A 22,176-nucleotide genomic window follows, 5' to 3' on the forward strand; every position below is an offset into this window, starting at 1 on the left:
GCCCTTCAGTTCGAGAAGCCAGCAAAGCGGCGGACGCTCTGGCCGTCGGTCAAGACCGCACCGCCCGCGATCACGATCTCATCGCCGTCCGACAGCCCCGTCAGCACCCGGACACCGCCTGTTTGTGTCGGCTCGATGGTGACGGGTACGCGGCGCACCGTGCCTTCATCGGCACCGACCGGAGAGAAAACCATGACCCCGAGATCACCAGTTGCGTCTGCAACGATGGCTGTTGGCGGCACGATGATGCCTGGGCGTTCATCCTGCACCTGAACATTGACGGTGACCGAGGAGCCCGGAAGGATCTGTACACCTTCTGGCGGGGTCAGACCAAACTGGATGCGAAAGGTTTGACCCACGCTTGAGGACTCGGCATCAAATTCGCGGATCTCCAGCGGGTAGATTTCGTCGCTGACCGGGAACTTGGCGGTGATGGTGATGTCCTCATTCTGGCCAGAGCGCTGGAACAGAATTTCCGGAACGTCCACCTCGATCCGCAGTTCGGACATATCGTGGATACGCACGATAGGCGTTCCTGCTGCAACGGTCGAAAACGCTTCGACCGCACGGCTGGACACCAGCGCATTAAAGGGGGCTGTCAGGGTGGAGTTTTCCAGTTCATATTCCGCGTCCCGCAAGGCGATTGCGGCAAGCTGAGCTTCGGTTGCTGCGTCATCAACCGCAACCTGACTGGCCGCTGTGCCCCGCAGACGGGACAGGCGGGCCTCGGTGCGGTCGGCCTGATCTTTCTGCAGGCGGGCGCGATCCAGACGCAACTCGAACGGTTCCTGATCGAGACGTGCGATGAGCCCGTCCTTTGGGATGACGAACCCCTCGGTCACCGGCATTTCAACGATCTGGCCGGCAACCTGAAAAGCCAGATCGACGGTCTGACGTGCGGCGACGCGACCAAAGAACTGGCGCGAGAAGCCCGGCGTCGTTTCACTTACCAGCATCAGTTTCACCGGTTTTGGAGCATCTTGTGCGGCAAGCGGTGTTGCCAGTACGGCCAGAGCAAGGCCCAGAGAAGTCAGGAATCGCATAGTTTCAGTCCCTCGGGAATCCCGGTTTTCAGAATGTTGTCACGGATTTTACACGCCATTCGTGCGAATTCGGCGGTTTCTTCGGTGTTCAGGCCCGAGGCCCGGTGAAACAGGTCTCCGGCCTCGGCCACCAGCATGTTGCGGGTATCCTCACCCTGCTTGGTCAGCACCAGCAGCCAGGCGCGCCGGTCCGCCGGATCGCGTTCGCGGGTCAGGTAGCCAGCCTGCTCCAGAGCATCCGCTGTTGCGGTGATGGTCGATGGTACGCTCAGCATATCCGCTGCCAGAACGCCCATGCGTTTGGGCTGATCCAATTTGATCAGCATGTGGCATTCCAGATGGCCCAGATCGGTATCGATGCTCTCAAAGGTCTCTTCCAGCTTCCAGTACAGGGCATACACCCCCATGATCGACTGAATTTCAGGGCTGAGGCGACCAAGTCTGGACGCTATGTCGTCTGGCATATCGGGTCTCCGCGCAAGTCCGTGCGGCGATATACTTCATTTTTCGAACTATTCAAGGTGTGAAATAGAGTTTGGCCGGAGAGAAAGCGTTCCCTTGGGTCAACATCTCTTGATCAAAAGTCGATGTGACTGCATTTTGGGCAAATCCAAAACTTTCAGGACCAGCCATGTATACCCCCGCGATCACCGGCACCGGTGTCTACACGCCCGATAACGTCATTACGAATGCTGAACTGGTCGAGGCGTTCAATGCGTATGCCGACAAGAAGAACACCGAGAATGCCGAAGCCATCGCGGCGGGTCAGATGGAGCCGATGCAGCATTCGTCCGAAGAATTCATTCTCAAGGCTTCGGGTATCGAGAACCGTTACGTGATGGATAAATCCGGCATTCTGGACCCGGATGTCATGCATCCCGCGTTGCGCCAGCGCAGTGATGACGAGCCCGGGATCATGACAGAAATGGCGGTGGATGCATGCAAAAAGGCGCTGGCGCAGGCGGGGCGCGACGCGACGGATGTGGATCTGGTGATCTGCGCAGCGTCGAACCACGAGCGTGCTTATCCGGCGATCGCCATTGAAATACAGCAGGCCTTGGGGATTGACGGTTTCGGATTTGACATGAATGTGGCCTGTTCTTCGGCAACATTTGGCATTCAGGCGGCCGCTGACATGGTGCGCTCGGGTTCGGTCCGATCGGCACTGGTCGTGAACCCTGAAATCTGTTCGGGCCATCTGGAATGGCGCGACCGCGATTGCCATTTTATCTTTGGCGATGTCGCGACAGCCACGTTGATCGAACGGATCGAAGATGCCCGCGGCCCGCATTTCGAGATTGTCTCGACCCGCTGTGCCACGGCTTTTTCCAACAATATCCGCAACAACAACGGCTTCCTCCGCCGGTCGCGCCCTGACGGGATGATCGACCGGCGCGACATGCAATTCATGCAGAACGGACGGAAAGTATTCAAGGAAGTCCTGCCGATGGTCAGCAAGCATATCAGTGACCACATGGATGCCGAAGGCGTGGAGAGCAAACGCCTGAAACGTTTGTGGCTGCATCAGGCCAACAAGACGATGAACGATTTCATCGGGAAAAAGGTTCTGGGCCGCGAGCCTGAACCGGGCGAGCAACCCAATATCCTGCAGGACTACGCGAATACCTCATCCGCGGGATCGATCATCGCCTTTTCCAAATACTCCGACGATTTTCAGGATGGCGATATCGGCCTGATCTGCTCGTTCGGCGCAGGCTATTCCGTCGGGTCCGTGATCGTAAAACGGCACGGCTGAACCGGCGTCAAGGCCGGTGTCCATCCTATGCCCTAACCCCTGTTGACGCGAAAGATATGGAACGCAGCGTCAGGGCCGCCATCAATTTCTTCAAGAAACGCGGGCAAGTCCCCGGATAACAACCCGGCTGGCAAGCCTGCGCCCTCGGACACGGAAGACCAGTATTCCGTCCTGGGATGAAATTTGCAGATCAGTATGTAATCCACACCCAACTCTGCCAGACGCGGCCCCGCGTCTGACGCGTCTGTCCTGAACAGATCAATCTGAGCCAGAAGCCCGGCTTCGTTGCGATGATAATTGCCAGCCAGAGCCGAATGATCAGTGTAGCGGAGAAGATATGACGCGTAATCGAACCCGGTGACGACCAACCCCGGCGGCAAATCGCGGATTGTTTCGAAGGAGTGTTTTGCGTTGCAGGATATGATGCGGGAAGGTTCGCCCGTCCCGCTGCCTGCAGTCTGTTCCCCGGTCGCCGTCGACGCAGTGAACCAGCCTTCCACTCTGCCCCCCATCTTCGGCGACATAAGGGCGATGAAACCGATCATCAATACGCCGAACAACCGTTGCTTTTCGAACTTGTACTTAACGTACATGACTCGCAGGATTTGCGCCTGCACGGCCACCAGAGACATAGTCAGAAAAGTCATCATCCGGGACTGGTACAAAAACAGGACGAAACTGGCCGTCATCAGGAAGAGAAGCAAAAGGTACTCAATCTTGAGTTCTGATACGCGGATGAACGCGATCGTTGCGATTATCGTGAAGGTAGCAATACCAATAAGCGCAATTGTTTCGCCAGCGTGCCGTTGGAGGACAAGTGTGACACCTTGCGCTTCGGTTATCTGGCTCAGCCAGTACTTACGCACATCAGGCGACATCTGCTGGATTGGGTTATCCAGACAGTACGGCGCGTAAGAATACGTAACAGATACGACAATTATCCCGACTATCAGGACGCAGCTGGCACGTGCCCAAATTGGCCAACCTGATGCAACACACGAGGCACCCAGCAACCCTAAAGCGGCAAGGGCGGCCGACAGTGCAACACTAAGGGTCAAAGCATCGCAACCAGGGAAGAAAAAGCTGTCGCTGCTTGCGGTCGCGGGAATCGTCAGAAGAAGAGTCACGATAATCGCCGCACTGAAAGCCATTGTCCGACGACGGCTGTCGACGCCGGACAAGATCCAGTCTGCGGCGACGAAGGCACCGATCAAGGCGATCTGCGCAAGCGATTCTGTGCCGATCGAAACCGATAGAGCAAGGCAGGCACCCAATGCCCAACAGGCGTAGGGTTTATCCTTTCGAAGGACAAAAAACATGTAGGCAGCTACGAAAAGCAAAACCTGCAATCCGTGGTGATCAAAGGAAAACTGATCGAATTTCCCGGAGTTCAGTATTGCGAGCGCCCCCATGACAAGCGCTGAAACGGCGCCTTCTCGTCCCCCCATCGCCCCACCGGTGACCGCAAAAACCCACAAGGTCAGCCCCGCCAGCAAGGAGGGCCAGATAAATGCAGTCAGGTTCAGTGCCAATTCAGGTGGAAGGACCAGGGCACTCAGCGAGTAGATCGCGGCAATTGGCGCGTCGACCAGGCGCGACCAGTGCATCAACGTGCCGTTCCCTGGCCCAAGGCGATGCTGATAGGGGTCAAACCAACCCTGTCCCATCAGCAAGTCCCTTGCGGAAACCCACCGCAGGGTGTCGTCCGGACCCTGTACATGGCCGCTCAGCATCATGAGGGTTAGGAGCACGACAAATGCGACCCAAAAAAGCCGCCACACCACCCTGTCAGCCCGGGTGCTGTAAGGCTTCTGCAGATTTTGCATGCGTGTCCGCCTCAGGAGTTGGGTTTTGTCGTTGTGCCTGTTTATCGCCTAAGGAAGCGCAGCTTGGCACCAGTTGTTTGCATCGTAAGGCAGAAGTTCTGGCAGTGTTGCCAAGGCATCGCTCACACGGTTCAAGGTGCAGTTTCAGCTCACGCTTTCTTCTTCCAGATGCAGTTTCATCTCGATCAGCACCTGTTGAAGAAGGCTGGTTTCTTTCAACAGCCGCTTGGCTTCGTTAACCGTGATGATCCCGTCTTCAATCGCGGCCTGATATTCGGTCATCAGCATGGCAAAGCGTTGGCTCAGCGCGATGACGTCCGAATTGACCCCACCGGTGCGCGGGGTGTCGGTGTTGCGCCCGTCGTAGGACAAGGTGATGTTCTTGAGATCGGCCAGGGCCGAGGTGACATGCGGATAGGTCGCTGCATTCTCGAGACGCGCAACCGCATCCACCGGCATGAACCGGTCTGCATGTTCGGCATTGTCGGAATAATATCGGCCCAGGGTGGCCTTGGATTTGCCTGTTATCTCGCAGGCCGCTTCGATTCCGACATCCTTAACCAATGCCTCGGTATGTTTCTTCAGATAGGCCCCGATATCCGCCATTGCTTTACCTTTGTTACCTGCGCGCCCGCTCCCGCTTGCCGGTTTGGGGGAAAGGGCGGGGAAATTTCCCATACTCCAGTCATAATTGAAATGTCATATATTGGCTATCCCTCAGATATGCGGGGGATTTTGTGAGTGAGTGGCGGCAGTTCCTGCCGGTAATGAGTGAATGTGGGGCAGTTTTTTTAGCCTCGCGCTGGTTTGGCCATTATGCTGGCCGACGGCGTCGCTGTTGTGGACGCGGGGGTTCCATCCCCAAAGAGCGAAAGCTCGGCCTCTGGGATTGCAATGGCGACGTCGGTTTATTCCTCGACACTGATGGCTTGTTCGTTGGGTTCAGGCACTTTAGACCCGCGCCATGGCCAAGCTCTACTTCAATTACTCTACTATGAACGCGGGCAAGTCGACCGTGTTGCTTCAGGCGTCGCACAATTACCGTGAACGCGGCATGGACACCTATCTGATGACGGCGGCAGTGGATGGGCGCGCGGGCGCCGGACGGATTGCCTCGCGCATCGGAATATCGGAGCAGGCGGACACATTTCGTCCCGAAGACGATGTTTTCACTATGATTCAAAGGCGGTTGTCCGGCGGCACGGTCGCCTGCGTGTTTGTGGATGAGGCACAGTTTTTGTCCGAGGATCAGGTCTGGCAGCTCGCGCGGGTGGTCGACGATCTCAAGGTTCCGGTCCTAGCCTACGGCCTGCGGGTGGATTTTCAGGGAAAGCTGTTTCCCGGCTCGGCTGCTCTGTTGGCCCTGGCGGACGAGATGCGCGAGGTGCGCACGATCTGCGAATGCGGGCGCAAGGCCACGATGGTGATTCGCCGGGACGAAAACGGGCAGGCCATCACCGAGGGCGCGCAGGTGCAGATCGGCGGGAATGAAACCTATGTCTCGCTCTGCCGTAAACATTGGCGCGAGGCGGTCGGGGATTAAACCGGGTTTGGCACCGCCCGACCGGCAACAAAGGCTGCAACATTGTCGAGTGCCATATGGCCCATGCTAGTGCGTACCTCTTCGGTTGACGTTCCCAGATGCGGCAGCAAGGTGACGTTGTCCATTTCGCGCAGCGCTTGCGGGACATCGGGTTCGAACTCATAGACATCTAGTCCGGCACCTGCGATCTGACCGGCCAGCAATCCGGCAATCAGCGCGGATTCGTCAATGACCTCGCCGCGCGCAATGTTGACCAGTATCGCGGACGGTTTCATGGCCGACAGAACCCGCGCGTTGATCATATGCCGGGTGTCGGGCCCGCCGGGAACGGCCAGAACAAGGAAATCCACCGCGCCCGCCAATTCCAACAGGTCCGGCATGTAATCCGCCGGATAGCCGAGTTCTTTGTCTCCGCGTGCGGTGTAGGCCACCTGCATTCCAAAGCCGTAACGGCACCGTCGGGCGATGGCCTGACCGATGCGACCCATGCCGACGATACCCACCCGTTTTCCGGTGACGTGATGCCCAAGCATCTGGGTGGGGTGCCAACCCTCCCATTCGCCCGAGCGGACCAGCCGTTCCCCCTCGCCCGCGCGGCGCGCGGTAGACAGCAGCAGGGTCATGGCGATGTCGGCGGTGGCATCCGTTACGGCTCCCGGCGTGTTGGTGACCTGAACCCCTGACGCCCGCGCGCTATCCACGTCGATATGGTTGTAGCCAACTCCGAAATTGGCGAGCAGTTTGCAGCGCGACGCAGGCACCTGTGCGAACATCTGCGCGGAGAACTGATCCCCCAGCGTAGGAACGACAACGTCAAAGTCGGTGAGCGCCCGCACCAGTTCATCACGGCTAAGGGGTAATGTGGACGTCCTAAACTCGGTGTCGAATTCAGTGCTGGCACGGTCCGTAACCGCCGATGTCATCGGTCGGGTGATCCAGAGCCTCATCAATGCATCCGCCCGCCCAAAGGCACATCACTGTCCGGGCCGATCAGGACAACCTCACCGGCTTCGTCCGGCATTCCCAATACCAATACTTCGGACATGAACTTCCCAATCTGGCGCGGCGGGAAATTGATCACCGCCAGAACCTGTTTTCCGATCAACGTCACCGGATCATAGTGTGCAGTGACCTGAGCCGAGGACTTGCGTTCGCCGATTTCATCCCCAAAGTCGATCCACATCTTGATCGCGGGTTTGCGGGCCTCGGGAAAGGGTTCTGCGCGGGTAACCTGACCGACACGGATATCGACTTTGAGAAAGTCGTCAAAGCTGATTTCACTCACGCGATAGCTCCTTTGATCGTTCGGTTGCCGCCGTGACGGCCCGGTGCAGAAGATCGGGGAACCCCTGTTCTTCGTGCATCAGAACCTCCAAGGCCGCCTGAGTTGTGCCCTTGGGAGAGGTCACGTTGATCCGCAACTGCGACGGATCTTCGTCAGCGGCCATGGCGAGCGCCCCAGCCCCGGCGACAGTGGATTTGGCCAACCGCATCGCCAGATCGTGCGGCAGGCCCTGTTTTTCGCCCGCTGCTGCAAGCGCCTCGATAAGGTGAAAGACGTAGGCCGGACCAGAACCGCTCAGCCCCGTCACGGCATCCATCTGCGATTCCGACTCCAGACGGACGGTTTCGCCAATGGCCGCAAGCAGGTCTTCCGCCATTTCAAGGTGGTCACCCGATGTGTACGAGTTCCCGATCAGGGCCGTGATCCCCTGACGGATCGCAGCCGGCGTATTGGGCATCGTGCGCACGATTGGCGTGCCATCGCCCAGAACCTGCTCAAAAGTGGCAATGGATGTGCCTGCGGCCACGGATATGAACAGGCTGCTGCCTCCGCCCAGCGCCTGAATCGCTGGCAGGGCTTCACCCATCATCTGCGGTTTGACGGCCACCAGCACCACGGCGGGCGCCTCGGGAAGCGGTGTATTGATGTTGACGCCCTGCTCTTTCAGCCAGTCAGACGGCTCTGGATCAATGACCCAAACGGATGCTGCGGGCAGGCCGTGATCCAGCCAGCCCGCCAACATCGCGGATCCCATCTTACCGCATCCCAGAAGCACCAGCCCCTGTTCGGCGACACGCGACATGTCCATGGATTGCCCCTCCGCTGCGTTCCGGTTTGGGGCAAAGCTTTACGCGCGGCCGTAGGCCTCTGCAATGGCGACTTGCATCGCATCCTCGGGATCGCGGTTGCCCCAGGTCACAAGCTGGATTGCAGGGTAATAACGCTCGGCACTCAGCACGGCGGCGGTGATCATCGTGTCGATCTGATCCGGGCTTGCCATCTGGCCGCCGGTCAGAACCAGCCCATAGCGATAGACCATCAGTTTCTGATTTGCCCAATAGGTGAACGCACCGGCCCAGCACTGATCGTTCATCTTGTTGAGCAGCTCATACAACTCGGATTCGCGATCGGTCGGCGGTTCCATTTCAAATGAGCAAACCATGCGCAATGTTTCGTCGTAGTTGGACCAGGCCAGCGTGATCGAATATGTCCGCCACTGACCCTCGACGGCCATGGCGATCTGATCGTCGCCGATCCGGTCAAAATCCCAGTCGTGATGTTCGGCCAGATGTTCAACAATATCGATCGGATGAAGGTCTTCTTCGAGAAATTGCTCGGAAAGGGCCATGATGCCACCTCACTAATCTCTAGCATTTGGGGGCTGGCAGCGCCCCAGCGCTAGTTGCCTGCTCTACAAGCCGGGCTTCCCCCGCGTGCTCGTACTAAATATGGTGCGATGTAGGTGAGACTCTGGCAACCCCCAATTTTGGGGATATCAGCAATAAGTTGTGGATAGCCGGCAACGGCAGTCAAAATATTGGCACTCGGCGCAGCTTTGTCTTGATAAAATTCTGCGATGCGTCAAACTTCGCCGCACCGCACAAGCCGACATCGGATTGTGCGGAGGATCTTCTGCAAGACAATCAGGGGTACGAGCGGCGCCAGCGCGCTACTTTTTCGATGCCGCCTCAAGCGCGGCGATACGCTCTTCGAGCGCTGCGTTCTCTTCGCGCGCTTTCTGAGCCATGGCGCGAACCGCGTCGAACTCCTCACGCGTGACAAAGTCCCGGTCGGCCAGCCATCGGTCGATCATCGACTTCATTGCGTTCTCGGCCTCTTCCCGCGCGCCCTGCGCCACGCCCATGGCATTGGTCATCAACTGAGAGACATCATCCAGGATCTTGTTGCGGGTTTGCATGGTCTTACTCCCGATTTCGCACTTGCCCTCTATATGGGTAAAGAATAGCGCGGACACAAGGTTGACTTGCCCTGCGGCCCCCGTGCAATGAAGCGCACATGCAGGCTGTTCTGAATTTCCCCGATCTGTCGCCCGAGCTGTTCTCGATCTCTTTGTTCGGGATGGAATTCGCCCTTAGGTGGTACGCGCTCGCCTATATCGCAGGTATCCTGATTGCCTGGCGCATGGCGGTAACGGCTCTGCGCCGTCCCGCTTTGTGGCGGGATGACACGCCCCCGATGCCAGCGGATCAACTAGAAGACCTGGTCACCTGGATCATTCTGGGTGTCATCCTGGGCGGGCGTCTGGGGTTCGTGCTGTTTTATCAGCCGGGATACTATTTGACGCACCCGCTGGAGATTCCGATGGTCTGGCAGGGTGGCATGGCCTTTCACGGAGGTCTGCTGGGCGTTGTTGTAGCGTCCTACCTGTTTGCGCGCCGCCACAAAATTCAGGTTTTGTCGCTGGGTGATATGATTGCTTACACCGTGCCGCCCGGCCTGCTGCTGGGGCGGCTGGCCAACTTCGTCAATGCCGAGTTGTGGGGCCGTCCAAGCGAACTGCCCTGGGCCGTGATTTTTCCGGGCGCGGCGGCGCAGGACTGTCCCGGTGTGGTGGTCGGCATGTGTGCCCGGCACCCGTCGCAGCTGTACGAAGCTGCGTTGGAAGGCCTTCTGCTGGGGGCTGTTCTGGTCTGGCTTGCCTACCGGCGCGGCGCGTTTCGCAGGCCGGGATTAGTAATGGGCGTTTTCTTTGCGGGCTACGGCGCCTCAAGGTTTCTGGTAGAGTTCTTCCGTCAGCCCGACGCGCAATTCGTGTCGCTGGGGAATCCACTGGGGCTGGCGGTCCACGTTGGCGGGTATGGCCTGACAATGGGGCAAGTGTTGTCCTTGCCCATGATCGCGTTGGGTCTTTGGCTTGCGCTGCGCGCCGGACGAGATCGGTGACCCTTCTGGATCATATGGTCGCGCGCATCCGGCAAGACGGGCCGATGAGCGTGTCAGATTATATGACCGAATGCCTTTTGCACCCGACGATGGGCTACTACACGACCTGCGATCCGCTTGGGGTGCGGGGTGATTTTGTCACCGCCCCCGAAGTCAGCCAGATGTTTGGCGAACTGATCGGACTGTGTCTGGCGCAAAGCTGGATGGATCAGGGTCGGCCAGCCCGGTTCGCGCTGGTCGAACTTGGCCCGGGGCGCGGCACCCTCATGACCGATATCCTGCGGGCAACGCGCAGCGTTCCGGGGTTTCACAAAGCGGCAGAGCTCTATTTGCTCGAGGCGTCGCCCGTCTTAAGGAAAATGCAGGCCGAGACGCTGGACGCGTATGATCCTGCATGGATCAACAGCGTCTCCGATCTGCCGGACCTGCCCGTGATGCTGGTCGCTAACGAGTTCTTTGATGCCCTGCCCGTCCGCCAATTCTTGCGGGATGGCGATGGCTGGCGCGAGCGGTTGATTGGCGAACAGGCAAACACCTTGAGATTTGGCCTGGGCCCAAGGGCGCCTCATATGGCCTTGCGGGACAGACTGGCGGACACCGAGGATGGCGATCTGGTCGAGCTGTGCCCGGCCGCAATTCCGATCCTGACCGTCATTGCTGCGCGGATTGCCGCGCATGGCGGAACCGCCCTGATCGTCGATTACGGCGACTGGCATTCATTGGGCGATACGCTTCAAGCCCTGCAGCAGCATGAGCGTGTCGATCCGCTGGCTGCACCCGGGCAGGCCGATCTAACGTGCCATGTGGACTTCGAACCCTTGGCTCAGGCCGCCAGGGCAGCAGGATGCGCGCATACCCGCCTGACACCGCAGGGTGTGTTTCTGGAGCGGCTGGGGATCACCGCACGCGCGCAAATTCTGGCAAGAACGCTGAGCGGTTCCGAACTGGACACTACGATTGCCGCACATCGCCGGTTGACGCACCCGGAGGAAATGGGAAACCTGTTCAAAGTGCTGGGTCTCTATCCAGTACATTCGGCACCTCCACCGGGACTCGAGCCATGACGCTGGAAATTCTGACCTCAGACATGCTGTCCCCTGTCCGGCATGGATTCTTCAGCCGCCGCGGCGGGGCATCTTCGGGCATCTTCGCAGGCCTGAACTGTGGCCATGGATCGTCTGATCAGACCGAAGCCGTGGCGTTGAACCGACGCCGTGTGGCAGATGCGATGGACGTGGCCGCCGACGCATTGGTCGGCGTGCATCAGGTGCATTCTCCGACGGTTCTGGCCGTTGAGGGCCCAATCGATGGCGACAAACCCAAAGCCGACGCGGTCGTGACGGCGACGCCGGGCCTGGCCCTTACGATCCTGACAGCCGACTGTCAGCCGGTCCTGTTTGCCGATCCTGACGCTCAGGTCATTGGTGCCGCCCATGCCGGATGGCGCGGTGCGCTGGACGGTGTGCTTGAGGCAACCCTGGACGCCATGGAGACTTTGGGCGCCGATCGTTCAAACACCCGTGCTGTAATCGGACCTACAATTTCGCAACGGGCCTATGAAGTCGGCCCCGAGCTTTTGGACGATTTCATCGCGGATTCACCGGAGAACACTCGGTTTTTTGCCAACGGTCAGGGCGACCGTCTGCAATTTGATCTGCCCGCCTTTGGCCTGCACCGGCTGAGGCAGGCCGGAATCGGAGATGCCGAATGGACACGGCATTGCACATATTCGGACCCGGACAGGTTCTATTCCTACCGCCGTGCAACCCACGCCAAGGAAGCCGATTACGGGCGCCTGATTTCTGCCATCAGATTGTAGTTCTTGCCCGAAATAAGGCAGTTTTGCCACCTTTCCGCCACAATTGTTTTGTTTACCTAAGGCAGAATCGTAACGAGTTTTTGCCGGTCTTCAGGTTGTTAACTGACATTCAGACACGTGAATTCTGGCATCGGTATTAGGAAGGGCTGTCAAACTTCATTTTTTGTCCGCATTTGATCCCGCATAAGCCTTATCCCTGCCGCAAATCAGCGTCACATTAGGTTCACAAGGGATACGAGGCATCAGACCTCAAACAGAGCAGGATCAAGAAATGAAACCGAAATCTCGCTTTCTCAGCGCGGTGGTTGCCGCCACACGGAACCAGAAACTGGACATGCCGTGGAAACGAGTTTCAAGCAATTCTGTCAGGGTTGCCCGCCGTCTGGCGGCTCGACGCTGAAACAGGAATCCCAACGGACCAAGCTGCCGGTCCCGATGGGTCAAACATGCATCAGAAACTGCTCCGGTCTGGTGCGTGAGAGGTCGCGATACATTCCGCGGCATGTTTTTGGGGTGTGTGTGCGGGCAATTGCAGCCTGCAAAGTACGAGTTTGTCTGGGGGGTCAATGTGTTGACCGATGGAACGCGAAATTATGTCGCTGTGTACTGCCTATTCGGCCGGTGCCCAGAGGTTACCCATTTGTTTCAAGGCAAAGAACCAGTCTGCCAGGCGGGCCAGCACGGGGGTACGCCCCGCCCGGCGGAGTATTAAGAAGGATGGGATATTTATGACTATTCCAAGTTCATTGGCCCGCGCGGCCAGAAATGCAGTCGGTACGTCGGCCGTTTTGAGAGAGGTGCCGCGGCCGGCTGAAACGCCAAAGGCACAGCTGCGGCGCTATGAGGTTAGCAGCCTCCTGAAAAACGGCGATGTTTCTCAAACACGCCATATCGCGCCCGCTCTGCCCATGTTCGAGGACGCGTTCTGCGCCTTCTCACGCGGCTCGCTGGTCGAAACCCAGCAGGGACCGATGGCAATCGAGGACCTGATGCCGGGCGACAGCGTCCTGACACAGGATGGGACCTCTGAAACCGTGTTGTGGAAAGGGTCGGTCACACTGATCCCCGGACGCGAGGATTCGCGGGGGCGGACACGGCCCCTCACCCGGATCATGGCCGATACGTTCGGGATGCAGAAACCAATGTCCGGCGTCATTGCCGGTCCGGCGGCCCGGTTGCTTGGCACACCTGCGCATCTGCGCCATCTGCATGGCGGCGCACCGATTCTGGCGCCGGTGGCAGAGTTTCAGGACGGAATGGGTGTCATCGAAACAATGCCGCCTACACCGGTCGAGTTGTTTCACATTTGCCTGAGGCGACACTCTGTAATCCGGGTCGACGGTTTACAGTTTGAAACGTATCACCCAGGTGTGAACGCGGTTCGGATGATCAGCCATTCGCTTCGCTCGATTTATTTGAACCTGTTTGCGCATATCGAGTCGCTGAACGATTTTGGCCCGCTGCTGATGCCGCGCGCCGGAGACGGAGAAGTGGACGCGATTACGGCGTGAGTTGTTAACGATTGCTGCAGAGCGGGGGCATCATGCAGATATTACTGAGTTGGATCTTGTTTATGGTGATTTCGGCGCTTTTACCGCCGTGCACCACGCAACCAAACACTATGCGGTTCACGCCGTCCGGTTCATTCGTTCTTCCAGAACGTCGAACGGTACGCCTGGGTCGTCTTTTGCGCCGCGGATAACAAGCGAGGTTTTGACGCTGGCCACGTTCGGCGTGGTCAGCAACTCGCCCGTCAGGAACTGTTGAAAACTGCTGAGGTCCGGGGCCACGCATTTCAGGATAAAGTCCACCTCGCCATTGAGCATGTGACATTCCCTGACCAGAGGCCATTCGCGGCAGCGCTCTTCGAACGCGCGCAGCTCCGTTTCGGCCTGACTGTCCAGACCGACCATCGCAAAGACCTGAACCTCAAAACCCAATTCGCGCGCGTTGACCTCAGCGTGGTAACCGGTGATGTAACCGGATTCTTCCAATGTGCGCACTCGCCGCAGACATGGCGGGGCCGAGATTCCAACCCGTTTGGCCAACTCCACATTGGTCATGCGACCGTCTGCCTGCAATTCCGCCAGAATCTTGCGGTCGATATCATCCAGCCGAGTCGTGACCATAAAACGCTCCTGATTTTTCGGTTCTTATATCAGCACCCCGCTCGTGCGCAATATTGTTTCGCAATGGCGCAATATTCTTTGTTTTCAAAACTCTTCTTCCTGCGTTGCCATTCGGTCAGCGCATAGCGGGTTAACCGCAGGAAAGGGCTTTAAGCGTTGGCGACCCGCCGCTATATCCTAGCGACGGGTGAAAACCCATATCAGGCAGTTCGAGCGGGGATACCATGGCCGACACACGACACACCAAGGTTCTGATCATCGGATCAGGACCCGCAGGATATACCGCCGGCGTCTACGCCAGCCGAGCGATGCTGAACCCTATTCTGGTGCAGGGGATCGAGCCGGGTGGTCAGCTCACCACGACCACCGAAGTCGAGAACTGGCCGGGGGATACCGAAGTTCAAGGCCCGGACCTGATGGTCCGGATGCAAGATCATTCCAAGGCCATGGGATGCGAAGTGATCGGTGACATCATCAGCGACCTGGACCTGAGCGAACGGCCATTTACGGCCAAGGGCGACAGCGGCACCACATACACAGCCGACGCCGTGGTACTGGCGACGGGCGCCCGCGCAAAATGGCTGGGCCTGCCGTCCGAGGAGAAATTCAAGGGGTTTGGCGTATCGGCCTGTGCCACATGCGACGGTTTCTTCTATCGCGGGCAGGAAATTGTGGTCATTGGCGGCGGCAACACGGCTGTCGAAGAAGCCTTGTTCCTGACCAATTTCGCCAGCAAGGTCACCCTGATCCATCGCCGGGACGAATTGCGCGCCGAAAAGATCCTGCAGGACCGTCTGTTCAAGAACGACAAGATCGAACCGCTCTGGTTCCATCAACTGGAGGAAGTGATCGGCACCGATGCGCCGCTGGGCGTTGAAGGCGTACGCGTCAAGAACGTCAAGACCGGCGAGATCACAGAGATTCCGTGTAAGGGCGTATTCGTGGCCATCGGACATGCGCCCGCGAATGAATTGGTCAAGGACGCACTAGAAACCCATATGGGTGGGTATGTCATCACCAAACCTGGATCGACCGAAACCTCGATCCCCGGTGTCTTTGCCGCCGGCGACCTGACCGACCACATCTACCGTCAGGCAGTCACCAGCGCCGGCATGGGCTGCATGGCGGCCCTGGATGCCGAGCGGTTTCTGGCCGAGCAGGACTGAGACGTACCTGAGCACGCCATCGGCAGGATCATCGCTGATTTATCAGTGCTGGAGGCCGCTGGCGTGCGTGAACAGCGCTATTCTTCACTCGTTTGCTATTTGCCACCCGCTTGACCCATACCCGGAGGGATCGCACACTTGGGCAAAACGAGGTGATTGCAGGTGGCAGCGTTAAACAGCGCTCTTTGGCGAGGCGGGTGGGCAACCCGACTCAGGATCGGCAGCGGGCTGATTCTGTTTACCTTTGCCTTCTTTCACTTCATCAACATTGGCTTGGGTCTGTTTCACACCGACTATCTGCATGACATGCAGGACGGTCGACAGGCCGTGACACGACACAATGTCATGAGCGCGGTGATCTATCTGGCCTTGTTCGTTCACGCCGGTCTGGCGTTAACTTCCATCGCCCGACGCAGAACCCTGCGCATGCCGTTCAGCTCGGTTCTGCAAATCGTGCTGGGGCTGCTGATCCCTCTGCAACTAATCTCTCACATTGTGCACACGCGGGTTGCGCATGAGGTCTTCGACGTCAATGACGAGATGGGCTATATCATCATCCTGATGTGGCCCAGCTCGGCAATCTGGATGCAAAGCCTGCTGCTGCTGATTGTCTGGATTCACGGGTGCATCGGTCTGCATATGTGGCTGCGCCTGACGCGGTGGTGGTCCAGAACGGTTCCCTATCTGATCGGGCTGGCCGTGTTTGTTCCTTCCTTTGCCTTGGCCGGGCTTTTGACCGAGGGCCGGCGTATCTGGGCAGATTTTTCCGACGCCTTTTTGCGGGAGCAGTACATAGAGCATTACAACTGGCCCTCGCCCGAACAGTTTCAGATTCTGTTCAGCGTTAAGGACAACGCGCTGTTTGCCTTCCTGGCGGCGTTGGCCGTTACGGCGTTGTTTTACGTCGGCCGAAAGCTTTGGCGGCGCCGGCACTCTGTGCGTGTGCACTACACTCGTGGACCCGACGTGGTCGCAGAGAAGGGTATGACGCTGCTGGAGATTTCGCAGGCCAACGGCATACCCCATACGGCCCTGTGCGGTGGCAAGGGACGGTGCACAACCTGCCGGGTGATTGTGGAAGACGGATCCGACGGCCTTCCCCCGCCCAGCGATGTCGAAGCCCGCAGTCTGGCGGCGGTTGGCGCATCCTCTCAAACACGGCTTGCCTGTCAGATCCGCCCCACTGAACCGGTCTCGGTGTTTCGGGTGTTTCGCCCGGACGGCGGTCGCAATCGGGGGCACGCGAGTCAGGGGCAGGAGCGGCAGCTTGCCGTGCTGTTTCTGGATATGCGGGGGTTTACGGCGCGAACCACCGGGCAGTTACCCTATGACATCGTCTTCCTGCTCAACCGGTTTTTCGACGCGATAGTCCCGGCCATTACCGACGAAGGTGGTTTCGTGGACAAGTATATGGGAGACGGCCTGCTGGCCGTTTTCGAAAAACCCGACGCGCAAAGTTCAGCCCGCGCGGGGCTGAAGGCAGCGATCGATATCAGCCGTGCGCTGGACAGTTTCAATCAGCAACTGGATTCCGAAGGCAGCCCCCGGATCCGCATTGGCATGGGTTTGCATCTGGGCGATCTGGTTCTGGGTGAAATCGGGGCGGCGGGACATGCGTCCCGAACCATAATCGGGGATGCCGTGAATGTCGCCAGCCGACTGGAAAGCGAAACCAAGGCGCTGGGGGTCGAACTGCTGGTATCCGATGAATTGCTGCAGGCGGCAGATGTTGCCATCAACCCGGATGACATCCGCCTCTTTCAACTGCGCGGTGTCACGCAGCCGGTCCCGGCCCTGCCGGTCGCGCGGGCCTCTGACCTCGATCAGCCTGTCCACGGTCAGGAACACATGTACTCGGAGTGATCGGATTGTTGCCTGTATAGGGAACCACGGTCCCGTTTTGCTTTTCAGGCCGGAAAAACCTTCCATTCCAGAAAAAAACCGCGCATATCGTCCTTTGTTTCATTTGTGCCTGTGGACTTCGCCGGACGGTCGGGGCAAATGCCCTCCAACGACCAAGACTCACTGGCAAAACAACACTGCGATAAGAGTATTCTGATGACGATGTTAAGCAATCTGGCGCCCATTCCCGAATTATTCGTTTCATATGACTCGGCCCAGAAACTGAAGGTGGAAGCCGCCGACCTGACCAGCTGGGATCTGAGCCCGCGGCAGATCTGTGATCTGGAACTGCTGATGAATGGCGGGTTCAACCCGCTGAAAGGCTTTTTGAGCGAAGCGGATTACGACAATGTTGTCGAGAATATGCGTCTGGCGGACGGCACACTCTGGCCGATGCCGATCACACTCGATGTCAGTGAGGATTTCGCCGCACAGATCGAACTGGGGCAGGACATTGCTCTCCGCGATCAAGAAGGCGTTATTCTGGGTACGATGACGGTGACAGACCGCTGGACACCGGACAAGGCGCGCGAGGCCGAGCATGTCTTTGGCGCTGACGATCAGGCGCATCCGGCCGTGAACTACCTGCACAACGTTGCGGGCAAGGTCTATCTCGGCGGTCCTGTGGTTGGTATTCAACAACCCGTCCACTACGACTTCCGCGCGCGGCGCGACACGCCGAACGAATTGCGAGCCTATTTCCGCAAGCTGGGCTGGCGTCGGATCGTCGCCTTCCAGACCCGCAACCCCCTGCACCGCGCGCATCAGGAATTGACCTTCCGCGCCGCGAAGGAGGCGCAGGCCAACCTGTTGATCCACCCGGTCGTCGGCATGACCAAACCCGGCGATGTGGATCACTTCACCCGCGTGCGCTGTTACGAGGCCGTACTGGACAAGTACCCGGCAGCAACAACCTCTATGTCCTTGCTGAACCTGGCGATGCGGATGGCGGGCCCGCGCGAGGCGGTCTGGCACGGTCTGATCCGCGCCAACCATGGCTGCACGCACTTCATTGTCGGACGCGATCATGCAGGCCCCGGCAAGAACTCGGCCGGCGAGGATTTCTATGGCCCGTATGACGCCCAGGACCTGTTCCGCAAGTTCCAGGACGAGATCGGCATCGAGATGGTCGATTTCAAACATATGGTCTACGTGCAGGAACGCGCCCAATACGAGCCGAATGACGAGATTCTGGACAAGGACAATGTCACGATCCTGAATATATCGGGTACCGAACTGCGCCGCCGTCTGGCCGAGGGGCTGGAGATTCCCGAATGGTTCAGTTTCCCCGAGGTTGTGTCAGAGTTGCGCAAAACGCGCCCCCCGCGCAGCCAGCAGGGTTTTACCGTGTTCTTCACCGGGTTCTCGGGCTCGGGCAAATCGACCATCGCCAACGCGCTGATGGTCAAGCTGATGGAGATGGGCGGGCGTCCGGTGACATTGCTGGACGGGGACATCGTACGGAAGAACCTGTCGTCGGAACTGGGTTTCTCGAAAGAGCATCGCGACCTGAACATCCGGCGCATCGGCTATGTCGCCAGCGAAATCACCAAGAATGGCGGTATCGCGATCTGCGCGCCGATTGCACCTTACGCGACCACCCGGCGCGCGGTGCGCGAAGATATCGAAGCCTTTGGCGCGTTCTGCGAAGTGCATGTGGCCACCAGCATCGAAGAATGCGAACGTCGCGACCGCAAAGGCCTGTACAAGCTGGCGCGCGAAGGCAAGATCAAGGAATTCACCGGTATCTCAGATCCTTACGATGTACCAGAAAACCCCGAACTGCGCGTTGAGACCGAGAATGTGGAGGTCGACAACTGCGCCCATCAGGTCCTGCTGAAACTTGAAAGCATGGGTCTGATTGCCGCGTCGTAGTCCCGGTAAAACGCCGAGAGGTATTATAAGCCCCCGACGCATCGGGGGCTTTTTTCCATTCAGGCTTCTCAGATACTCAATTCCGCGCGTAGCGCCGCAACGGCGCGCCGTTCGAATTCGCCGAAATCTGCTGCTTTCGACTGGATCGCTGTCAAATGGGGCAGACGTTCCGCATAGTCTTCGGCTGACGCTGCGCTGATGGCCTTGTGGATTTCGTCTTCGGTCTCACAGAGAACCATGCCAGCAGTATCCATGAAATCCGAGATATTCGGGCAGCCCCAGTAGATCGGAACGGTCGAACACAGGATCGCATCGATCAGCTTTTCCGAGAAATAATTCTTCTCGCGGACATTCTCGATCACCACGGAATAGCGGTAAGGTGCCAGCCCGTCGGACTTGCGTTCAAAAGGCGTATAGCCACGCCCCATGATGTCGACATCTACGCCTGTGTCGCGCACCCAGTCGATAACGGAATGGCGCAGCTGATGTCCTGAAAGGTCGCGTTTAGCCGACGCGATCAGCGAGCAGGATTTGGTTTTCTGCACCGGCAACTCGCGCCAGTCGGGCACCATCGTCGCGCCATAGGGCAGAAAGACAGCGTTCGGGAGGCTTTGCAGCAAAACGTCATGAAAGGTGAGCACGCGAAAAAATCGCCGCCAGGTCACCCGCAACATCCGGTCGTGCTTGCCGTGAATGGCGGACGGTTCGCCCATCATCAGCGAGATCTGTGCCCGTGTGCCCCGGCGCAGGCGCAGATGCACGGTTGAGTTGGGATACATGATCAGGTGGTCAGTCGGGTCTAGATCACCCACAGACTTCCCGTTGAGGCGATCCGGGCAGCCTTCCGGCCAGATAAGTTCCGACAGTGGGATTTTGCCGAGCTTTGGTCCCAAGCGGTGACCATAGGGCAGAATGGCGATGGCCGGTTCGGTCATGGCAGACGTTCGGGCAAATCGACCTGCCCGCGCATCAGGACATGGCCGCGTCCGGCGACTTTGATTCCTGTCATGGCCTCAACCGGGCCGACTCGGGTCACGGTTGCTTGCCCGGGGCGGCCCATGTCGTGGCCTTGTTCGGCGATAAACCTGTCATTCTCCATCAGCCCGTATTTCCACAGGTAGGCTGCCATGGCACCGGTGGCCGATCCGGTGAAGGGGTCTTCCGGCGGGCTGGGCGGCGCCATCAAGAGACGCGAAAAGGTGTCACCTGACGCGGTAGCCCCCTGCAGTGTCACCAGAAACGGCTCGGCCATATCCGAACCGGAATGACCTGCGGCGGCGGCGACCTTGCGCAGCGGGCCCTCGGCCAAATGCGCGGCCCGCAGAGCGTCGTGGTCACGCAGGACTGTAATGCAGAATGGCAGCCCGGTCGAAACCATCTGGGGAGGACAGATGATTGCATCTGCACTTAGCCCGATGGCAGAAGCAACCAGTTCCACAGGAACTTGCGCGCCAAAACTTGGCGCGATCTGTGTCATTTCGATCTCATCGCCATTCAGCTGGACCGCCACAAGACCAGCGCCGGTTTCCAGTGTCAGGGAATCGCCAATAATCAATCCACGGGACCGCATGGCCGCGACTGTGGCAATCGTCGGGTGCCCGGCAAACGGGATTTCACGGCTGGCAAGGAAATACCGCACCCGCACGTCTGCAATGTCGGACGGCCCGGTAAATGTGCATTCCACCAGCGAGGTCTCGCGGACATACGCGGTGCAGACCTCTTCGGATAACCCCGCACCGTCGTGCACAACGGCACATCCGTTACCCCCAAAAGCGCGGTCGCTGAAGGCATCCACCCAATCAAAACTGAACCAGCTCATGCGCCCCCGTTCCGGACCTCAACAAGTCATTTCAAGGATCGTTGGGCCGTATCAGTGAACGGCCACGGGCGAAAGATCATGCTGCCGGGCGAGCGAAAATGCCAGCTTGCGGTCGGCCACAAGCGCCAGTTGCTGCCCATCGGAATCGTGCACGGCGTACAGATGATCCAAATCCCCCGCCTGATCGCGCAGATCATGCGGCAGGTCTGCCACATCGACGGCTTTTACATAGACGATCCGGTCGCCTTCGGTGTTGATCTCAATCGGTGTATTCATAGCTCTTACCCCTTCTTTATGTTGATTGTCTGCACCACGGTTTCCGGAACGGCGCGTGTCAGATCCACGTGCAGCAATCCGTTTTCCATGATCGCTTCGCCAACTTCGACGCCATCGGCCAGAACAAACATCCGCTGGAACTGGCGCGCGGCAATGCCACGATGCAGGAACACACGTCCTTCGCTGTCGTCGCGCTGACGGCCCCGGATCACAAGCTGGCGATCTTCAATGGTGATCGACAAATCCTCTTCCGCGAACCCGGCAACGGCCAGGGTGATGCGATAGGAGAAATCCGAGGTCTGTTCGATATTGTAGGGCGGATACCCTTCGTTTCCGGCCTTTGCAGACCGTTCCAGAAGGCGTTCCAACTGCTCGAACCCCAAAAGATGCGGGTATGAGCCAAGAGTAAGTTTTGACACGTTTTCTCGTCCTTTATTGCCAAAGCGACGTTCTGAGCGGTCCCTGCTTAGGCAACCGCGTACAATAGAATATGGGAAGAAATCAGGATGTCCACAAGGTCTGGCCGGATTCACCTCAACACACTATCTTGTGTAGAAATGCACCACCTACTAAATCGAGTCGCCCATGAACGCGCCCACCGACCTTTCAATGAAGACAGATGAAGTTCTGAAGGTTGAATTAGAGGTCTTTCGTCGACAACACCGGGATCTGGACGAAGCAATCGAAGCATTGCAGGCCACAGGCACGTCGGATCAGCTGACCATAAAGCGCCTGAAAAAGCAGAAACTGAAGCTGAAAGACCTGATCCGCCTGATCGAAGACCGCCTGACCCCCGACATCATTGCCTGACATGCGGCGGGCAAACGCTAACG

General features: G+C 58.4%; 25 protein-coding genes. 11 read left to right on the forward strand and 14 right to left on the reverse strand.

The features are described 5' to 3' along the window. Positions 1 to 5: 5 nt before the first annotated feature. Complete coding sequence (locus ACR3E0_RS15690; protein WP_480479747.1) at positions 6 to 1,043, reverse strand: efflux RND transporter periplasmic adaptor subunit; 1,038 nt, start codon at positions 1,041 to 1,043, stop codon at positions 6 to 8. Further along, positions 1,031 to 1,507, reverse strand: coding sequence for a MarR family winged helix-turn-helix transcriptional regulator (locus ACR3E0_RS15695; protein WP_480479748.1), 477 nt, complete (start codon positions 1,505 to 1,507; stop codon positions 1,031 to 1,033). Before ACR3E0_RS15695 ends, ACR3E0_RS15690 begins: the two co-directional genes overlap by 13 nt. Before the next feature lie 167 nt (positions 1,508 to 1,674). On the opposite strand from ACR3E0_RS15695, the gene ACR3E0_RS15700 reads away from it, so the two are divergent. Further along, complete coding sequence (locus ACR3E0_RS15700; RefSeq protein WP_480479749.1) at positions 1,675 to 2,799, forward strand: beta-ketoacyl-ACP synthase III; 1,125 nt, start codon at positions 1,675 to 1,677, stop codon at positions 2,797 to 2,799. A 32-nt stretch (positions 2,800 to 2,831) separates the two neighbouring features. On the opposite strand, the gene ACR3E0_RS15705 is transcribed toward ACR3E0_RS15700, so the two are convergent. Together ACR3E0_RS15705 and ACR3E0_RS15710 are read right to left on the reverse strand one after the other, a co-directional pair. Further along, a complete protein-coding gene (locus ACR3E0_RS15705; RefSeq protein ID WP_480479750.1) occupies positions 2,832 to 4,625 on the reverse strand; it encodes a hypothetical protein in 1,794 nt (597 codons plus the stop codon). Positions 4,626 to 4,769: 144 nt separating this feature from the next. Continuing rightward, positions 4,770 to 5,231 (reverse strand): hypothetical protein, encoded by a 462-nt coding sequence (locus tag ACR3E0_RS15710; RefSeq protein WP_480479751.1) that lies wholly within the window; start codon positions 5,229 to 5,231, stop codon positions 4,770 to 4,772. Positions 5,232 to 5,589: 358 nt separating this feature from the next. On the opposite strand from ACR3E0_RS15710, the gene ACR3E0_RS15715 reads away from it, so the two are divergent. Then, positions 5,590 to 6,168 carry a thymidine kinase gene (locus ACR3E0_RS15715; RefSeq protein WP_480479752.1) on the forward strand — a complete coding sequence of 193 codons (579 nt, stop codon included), beginning with the start codon at positions 5,590 to 5,592 and terminating at the stop codon, positions 6,166 to 6,168. On the opposite strand, the gene ACR3E0_RS15720 is transcribed toward ACR3E0_RS15715, so the two are convergent. The 5 genes from ACR3E0_RS15720 to ACR3E0_RS15740 all read right to left on the reverse strand — a co-directional run bounded on the left by ACR3E0_RS15720 (position 6,165) and on the right by ACR3E0_RS15740 (position 9,371). Next, on the reverse strand, positions 6,165 to 7,115 hold the full coding sequence (locus tag ACR3E0_RS15720) for a 2-hydroxyacid dehydrogenase (RefSeq protein WP_480479753.1): 951 nt from the start codon (positions 7,113 to 7,115) through the stop codon (positions 6,165 to 6,167). The two genes, ACR3E0_RS15715 and ACR3E0_RS15720, sit on opposite strands and share 4 nt — an antisense overlap. Further along, entirely contained in the window at positions 7,115 to 7,453 is a 339-nt protein-coding gene (locus ACR3E0_RS15725; RefSeq protein WP_480479754.1) for a tRNA-binding protein, read from the reverse strand. Before ACR3E0_RS15725 ends, ACR3E0_RS15720 begins: the two co-directional genes overlap by 1 nt. Then, positions 7,446 to 8,261 carry a pyrroline-5-carboxylate reductase gene (gene proC, locus ACR3E0_RS15730; protein WP_480479755.1) on the reverse strand — a complete coding sequence of 272 codons (816 nt, stop codon included), beginning with the start codon at positions 8,259 to 8,261 and terminating at the stop codon, positions 7,446 to 7,448. The genes ACR3E0_RS15725 and proC overlap by 8 nt, the downstream gene beginning before the upstream one ends. A 39-nt stretch (positions 8,262 to 8,300) precedes the next feature. Beyond that, the gene (locus tag ACR3E0_RS15735) at positions 8,301 to 8,801 is read right to left on the reverse strand and encodes a type III secretion system chaperone family protein (protein ID WP_480479756.1); all 501 of its coding nucleotides are present in this window, start codon (positions 8,799 to 8,801) and stop codon (positions 8,301 to 8,303) included. Between the two features lie 321 nt (positions 8,802 to 9,122). Beyond that, entirely contained in the window at positions 9,123 to 9,371 is a 249-nt protein-coding gene (locus ACR3E0_RS15740; RefSeq protein WP_480479757.1) for an accessory factor UbiK family protein, read from the reverse strand. Positions 9,372 to 9,469: 98 nt separating this feature from the next. Between ACR3E0_RS15740 and lgt the strand changes: the two genes are divergently transcribed. The 5 genes from lgt to ACR3E0_RS15765 all read left to right on the forward strand — a co-directional run bounded on the left by lgt (position 9,470) and on the right by ACR3E0_RS15765 (position 13,687). After that, positions 9,470 to 10,357 (forward strand): prolipoprotein diacylglyceryl transferase, encoded by an 888-nt coding sequence (lgt, locus tag ACR3E0_RS15745; protein WP_480479758.1) that lies wholly within the window; start codon positions 9,470 to 9,472, stop codon positions 10,355 to 10,357. After that, the gene (locus tag ACR3E0_RS15750) at positions 10,354 to 11,421 is read left to right on the forward strand and encodes a class I SAM-dependent methyltransferase (protein WP_480479759.1); all 1,068 of its coding nucleotides are present in this window, start codon (positions 10,354 to 10,356) and stop codon (positions 11,419 to 11,421) included. Before lgt ends, ACR3E0_RS15750 begins: the two co-directional genes overlap by 4 nt. Then, positions 11,418 to 12,176 (forward strand): peptidoglycan editing factor PgeF, encoded by a 759-nt coding sequence (gene pgeF, locus ACR3E0_RS15755; protein WP_480479760.1) that lies wholly within the window; start codon positions 11,418 to 11,420, stop codon positions 12,174 to 12,176. Before ACR3E0_RS15750 ends, pgeF begins: the two co-directional genes overlap by 4 nt. A 271-nt stretch (positions 12,177 to 12,447) precedes the next feature. Continuing rightward, positions 12,448 to 12,576: a hypothetical protein gene (locus ACR3E0_RS15760; protein ID WP_480479761.1), complete on the forward strand. Its 129-nt coding sequence runs from the start codon at positions 12,448 to 12,450 to the stop codon at positions 12,574 to 12,576. A gap of 328 nt (positions 12,577 to 12,904) precedes the next feature. Beyond that, complete coding sequence (locus tag ACR3E0_RS15765) at positions 12,905 to 13,687, forward strand: Hint domain-containing protein (RefSeq protein ID WP_480479762.1); 783 nt, start codon at positions 12,905 to 12,907, stop codon at positions 13,685 to 13,687. Positions 13,688 to 13,804: 117 nt separating this feature from the next. Here the strand turns inward: ACR3E0_RS15765 and ACR3E0_RS15770 are convergent, their stop codons facing one another. Then, positions 13,805 to 14,305: an Lrp/AsnC family transcriptional regulator gene (locus tag ACR3E0_RS15770; protein ID WP_170429452.1), complete on the reverse strand. Its 501-nt coding sequence runs from the start codon at positions 14,303 to 14,305 to the stop codon at positions 13,805 to 13,807. A 224-nt stretch (positions 14,306 to 14,529) separates the two neighbouring features. Between ACR3E0_RS15770 and trxB the strand changes: the two genes are divergently transcribed. From trxB to ACR3E0_RS15785, 3 genes are all read left to right on the forward strand, one after another. Then, complete coding sequence (gene trxB / locus ACR3E0_RS15775; RefSeq protein ID WP_480479763.1) at positions 14,530 to 15,471, forward strand: thioredoxin-disulfide reductase; 942 nt, start codon at positions 14,530 to 14,532, stop codon at positions 15,469 to 15,471. 162 nt (positions 15,472 to 15,633) lie between these two features. Beyond that, positions 15,634 to 17,334: an adenylate/guanylate cyclase domain-containing protein gene (locus ACR3E0_RS15780; RefSeq protein WP_480479764.1), complete on the forward strand. Its 1,701-nt coding sequence runs from the start codon at positions 15,634 to 15,636 to the stop codon at positions 17,332 to 17,334. Positions 17,335 to 17,529: 195 nt separating this feature from the next. Further along, positions 17,530 to 19,248 (forward strand): bifunctional sulfate adenylyltransferase/adenylylsulfate kinase, encoded by a 1,719-nt coding sequence (locus ACR3E0_RS15785; protein ID WP_480479765.1) that lies wholly within the window; start codon positions 17,530 to 17,532, stop codon positions 19,246 to 19,248. Positions 19,249 to 19,316: 68 nt separating this feature from the next. On the opposite strand, the gene ACR3E0_RS15790 is transcribed toward ACR3E0_RS15785, so the two are convergent. Genes ACR3E0_RS15790 through ACR3E0_RS15805 form a run of 4 tightly spaced genes read right to left on the reverse strand, consistent with a single transcriptional unit; the run spans position 19,317 to position 21,762 of the window. Then, a complete protein-coding gene (locus ACR3E0_RS15790) occupies positions 19,317 to 20,183 on the reverse strand; it encodes a glycosyltransferase family 10 domain-containing protein (protein ID WP_480479766.1) in 867 nt (288 codons plus the stop codon). Beyond that, positions 20,180 to 21,067 carry a PhzF family phenazine biosynthesis protein gene (locus ACR3E0_RS15795; protein WP_480479767.1) on the reverse strand — a complete coding sequence of 296 codons (888 nt, stop codon included), beginning with the start codon at positions 21,065 to 21,067 and terminating at the stop codon, positions 20,180 to 20,182. The genes ACR3E0_RS15790 and ACR3E0_RS15795 overlap by 4 nt, the downstream gene beginning before the upstream one ends. Before the next feature lie 51 nt (positions 21,068 to 21,118). Next, entirely contained in the window at positions 21,119 to 21,343 is a 225-nt protein-coding gene (locus ACR3E0_RS15800; RefSeq protein WP_480479768.1) for a DUF1150 family protein, read from the reverse strand. Positions 21,344 to 21,348: 5 nt separating this feature from the next. Continuing rightward, positions 21,349 to 21,762: an Hsp20 family protein gene (locus ACR3E0_RS15805; protein ID WP_480479769.1), complete on the reverse strand. Its 414-nt coding sequence runs from the start codon at positions 21,760 to 21,762 to the stop codon at positions 21,349 to 21,351. A gap of 166 nt (positions 21,763 to 21,928) precedes the next feature. Here ACR3E0_RS15805 and ACR3E0_RS15810 point away from each other — a divergent pair, with 166 nt between their 5' ends. Then, positions 21,929 to 22,153 carry a DUF465 domain-containing protein gene (locus ACR3E0_RS15810; RefSeq protein WP_170429428.1) on the forward strand — a complete coding sequence of 75 codons (225 nt, stop codon included), beginning with the start codon at positions 21,929 to 21,931 and terminating at the stop codon, positions 22,151 to 22,153. Positions 22,154 to 22,176 lie beyond the last annotated feature (23 nt).

It is taken from the genome of Ruegeria sp. AJ12 (assembly GCF_056536245.1).

Excerpts from the sequence above, each read along its gene's own strand:
- ACR3E0_RS15690 (WP_480479747.1), bottom strand. The coding sequence starts at position 1,043 with ATGCGATTCCTGACTTCTCTGGGCCTTGCTCTGGCCGTACTGGCAACA.
- ACR3E0_RS15695 (WP_480479748.1), bottom strand. The coding sequence starts at position 1,507 with ATGCCAGACGACATAGCGTCCAGACTTGGTCGCCTCAGCCCTGAAATT.
- ACR3E0_RS15700 (WP_480479749.1), top strand. The coding sequence starts at position 1,675 with ATGTATACCCCCGCGATCACCGGCACCGGTGTCTACACGCCCGATAAC.
- ACR3E0_RS15705 (WP_480479750.1), bottom strand. The coding sequence starts at position 4,625 with ATGCAAAATCTGCAGAAGCCTTACAGCACCCGGGCTGACAGGGTGGTG.
- ACR3E0_RS15710 (WP_480479751.1), bottom strand. The coding sequence starts at position 5,231 with ATGGCGGATATCGGGGCCTATCTGAAGAAACATACCGAGGCATTGGTT.
- ACR3E0_RS15715 (WP_480479752.1), top strand. The coding sequence starts at position 5,590 with ATGGCCAAGCTCTACTTCAATTACTCTACTATGAACGCGGGCAAGTCG.
- ACR3E0_RS15720 (WP_480479753.1), bottom strand. The coding sequence starts at position 7,115 with ATGAGGCTCTGGATCACCCGACCGATGACATCGGCGGTTACGGACCGT.
- proC (WP_480479755.1), bottom strand. The coding sequence starts at position 8,261 with ATGGACATGTCGCGTGTCGCCGAACAGGGGCTGGTGCTTCTGGGATGC.
- ACR3E0_RS15735 (WP_480479756.1), bottom strand. The coding sequence starts at position 8,801 with ATGGCCCTTTCCGAGCAATTTCTCGAAGAAGACCTTCATCCGATCGAT.
- ACR3E0_RS15740 (WP_480479757.1), bottom strand. The coding sequence starts at position 9,371 with ATGCAAACCCGCAACAAGATCCTGGATGATGTCTCTCAGTTGATGACC.
- lgt (WP_480479758.1), top strand. The coding sequence starts at position 9,470 with ATGCAGGCTGTTCTGAATTTCCCCGATCTGTCGCCCGAGCTGTTCTCG.
- pgeF (WP_480479760.1), top strand. The coding sequence starts at position 11,418 with ATGACGCTGGAAATTCTGACCTCAGACATGCTGTCCCCTGTCCGGCAT.
- ACR3E0_RS15760 (WP_480479761.1), top strand. The coding sequence starts at position 12,448 with ATGAAACCGAAATCTCGCTTTCTCAGCGCGGTGGTTGCCGCCACACGG.
- ACR3E0_RS15765 (WP_480479762.1), top strand. The coding sequence starts at position 12,905 with ATGACTATTCCAAGTTCATTGGCCCGCGCGGCCAGAAATGCAGTCGGT.
- ACR3E0_RS15770 (WP_170429452.1), bottom strand. The coding sequence starts at position 14,305 with ATGGTCACGACTCGGCTGGATGATATCGACCGCAAGATTCTGGCGGAA.
- trxB (WP_480479763.1), top strand. The coding sequence starts at position 14,530 with ATGGCCGACACACGACACACCAAGGTTCTGATCATCGGATCAGGACCC.
- ACR3E0_RS15785 (WP_480479765.1), top strand. The coding sequence starts at position 17,530 with ATGACGATGTTAAGCAATCTGGCGCCCATTCCCGAATTATTCGTTTCA.
- ACR3E0_RS15790 (WP_480479766.1), bottom strand. The coding sequence starts at position 20,183 with ATGACCGAACCGGCCATCGCCATTCTGCCCTATGGTCACCGCTTGGGA.
- ACR3E0_RS15795 (WP_480479767.1), bottom strand. The coding sequence starts at position 21,067 with ATGAGCTGGTTCAGTTTTGATTGGGTGGATGCCTTCAGCGACCGCGCT.
- ACR3E0_RS15800 (WP_480479768.1), bottom strand. The coding sequence starts at position 21,343 with ATGAATACACCGATTGAGATCAACACCGAAGGCGACCGGATCGTCTAT.
- ACR3E0_RS15810 (WP_170429428.1), top strand. The coding sequence starts at position 21,929 with ATGAACGCGCCCACCGACCTTTCAATGAAGACAGATGAAGTTCTGAAG.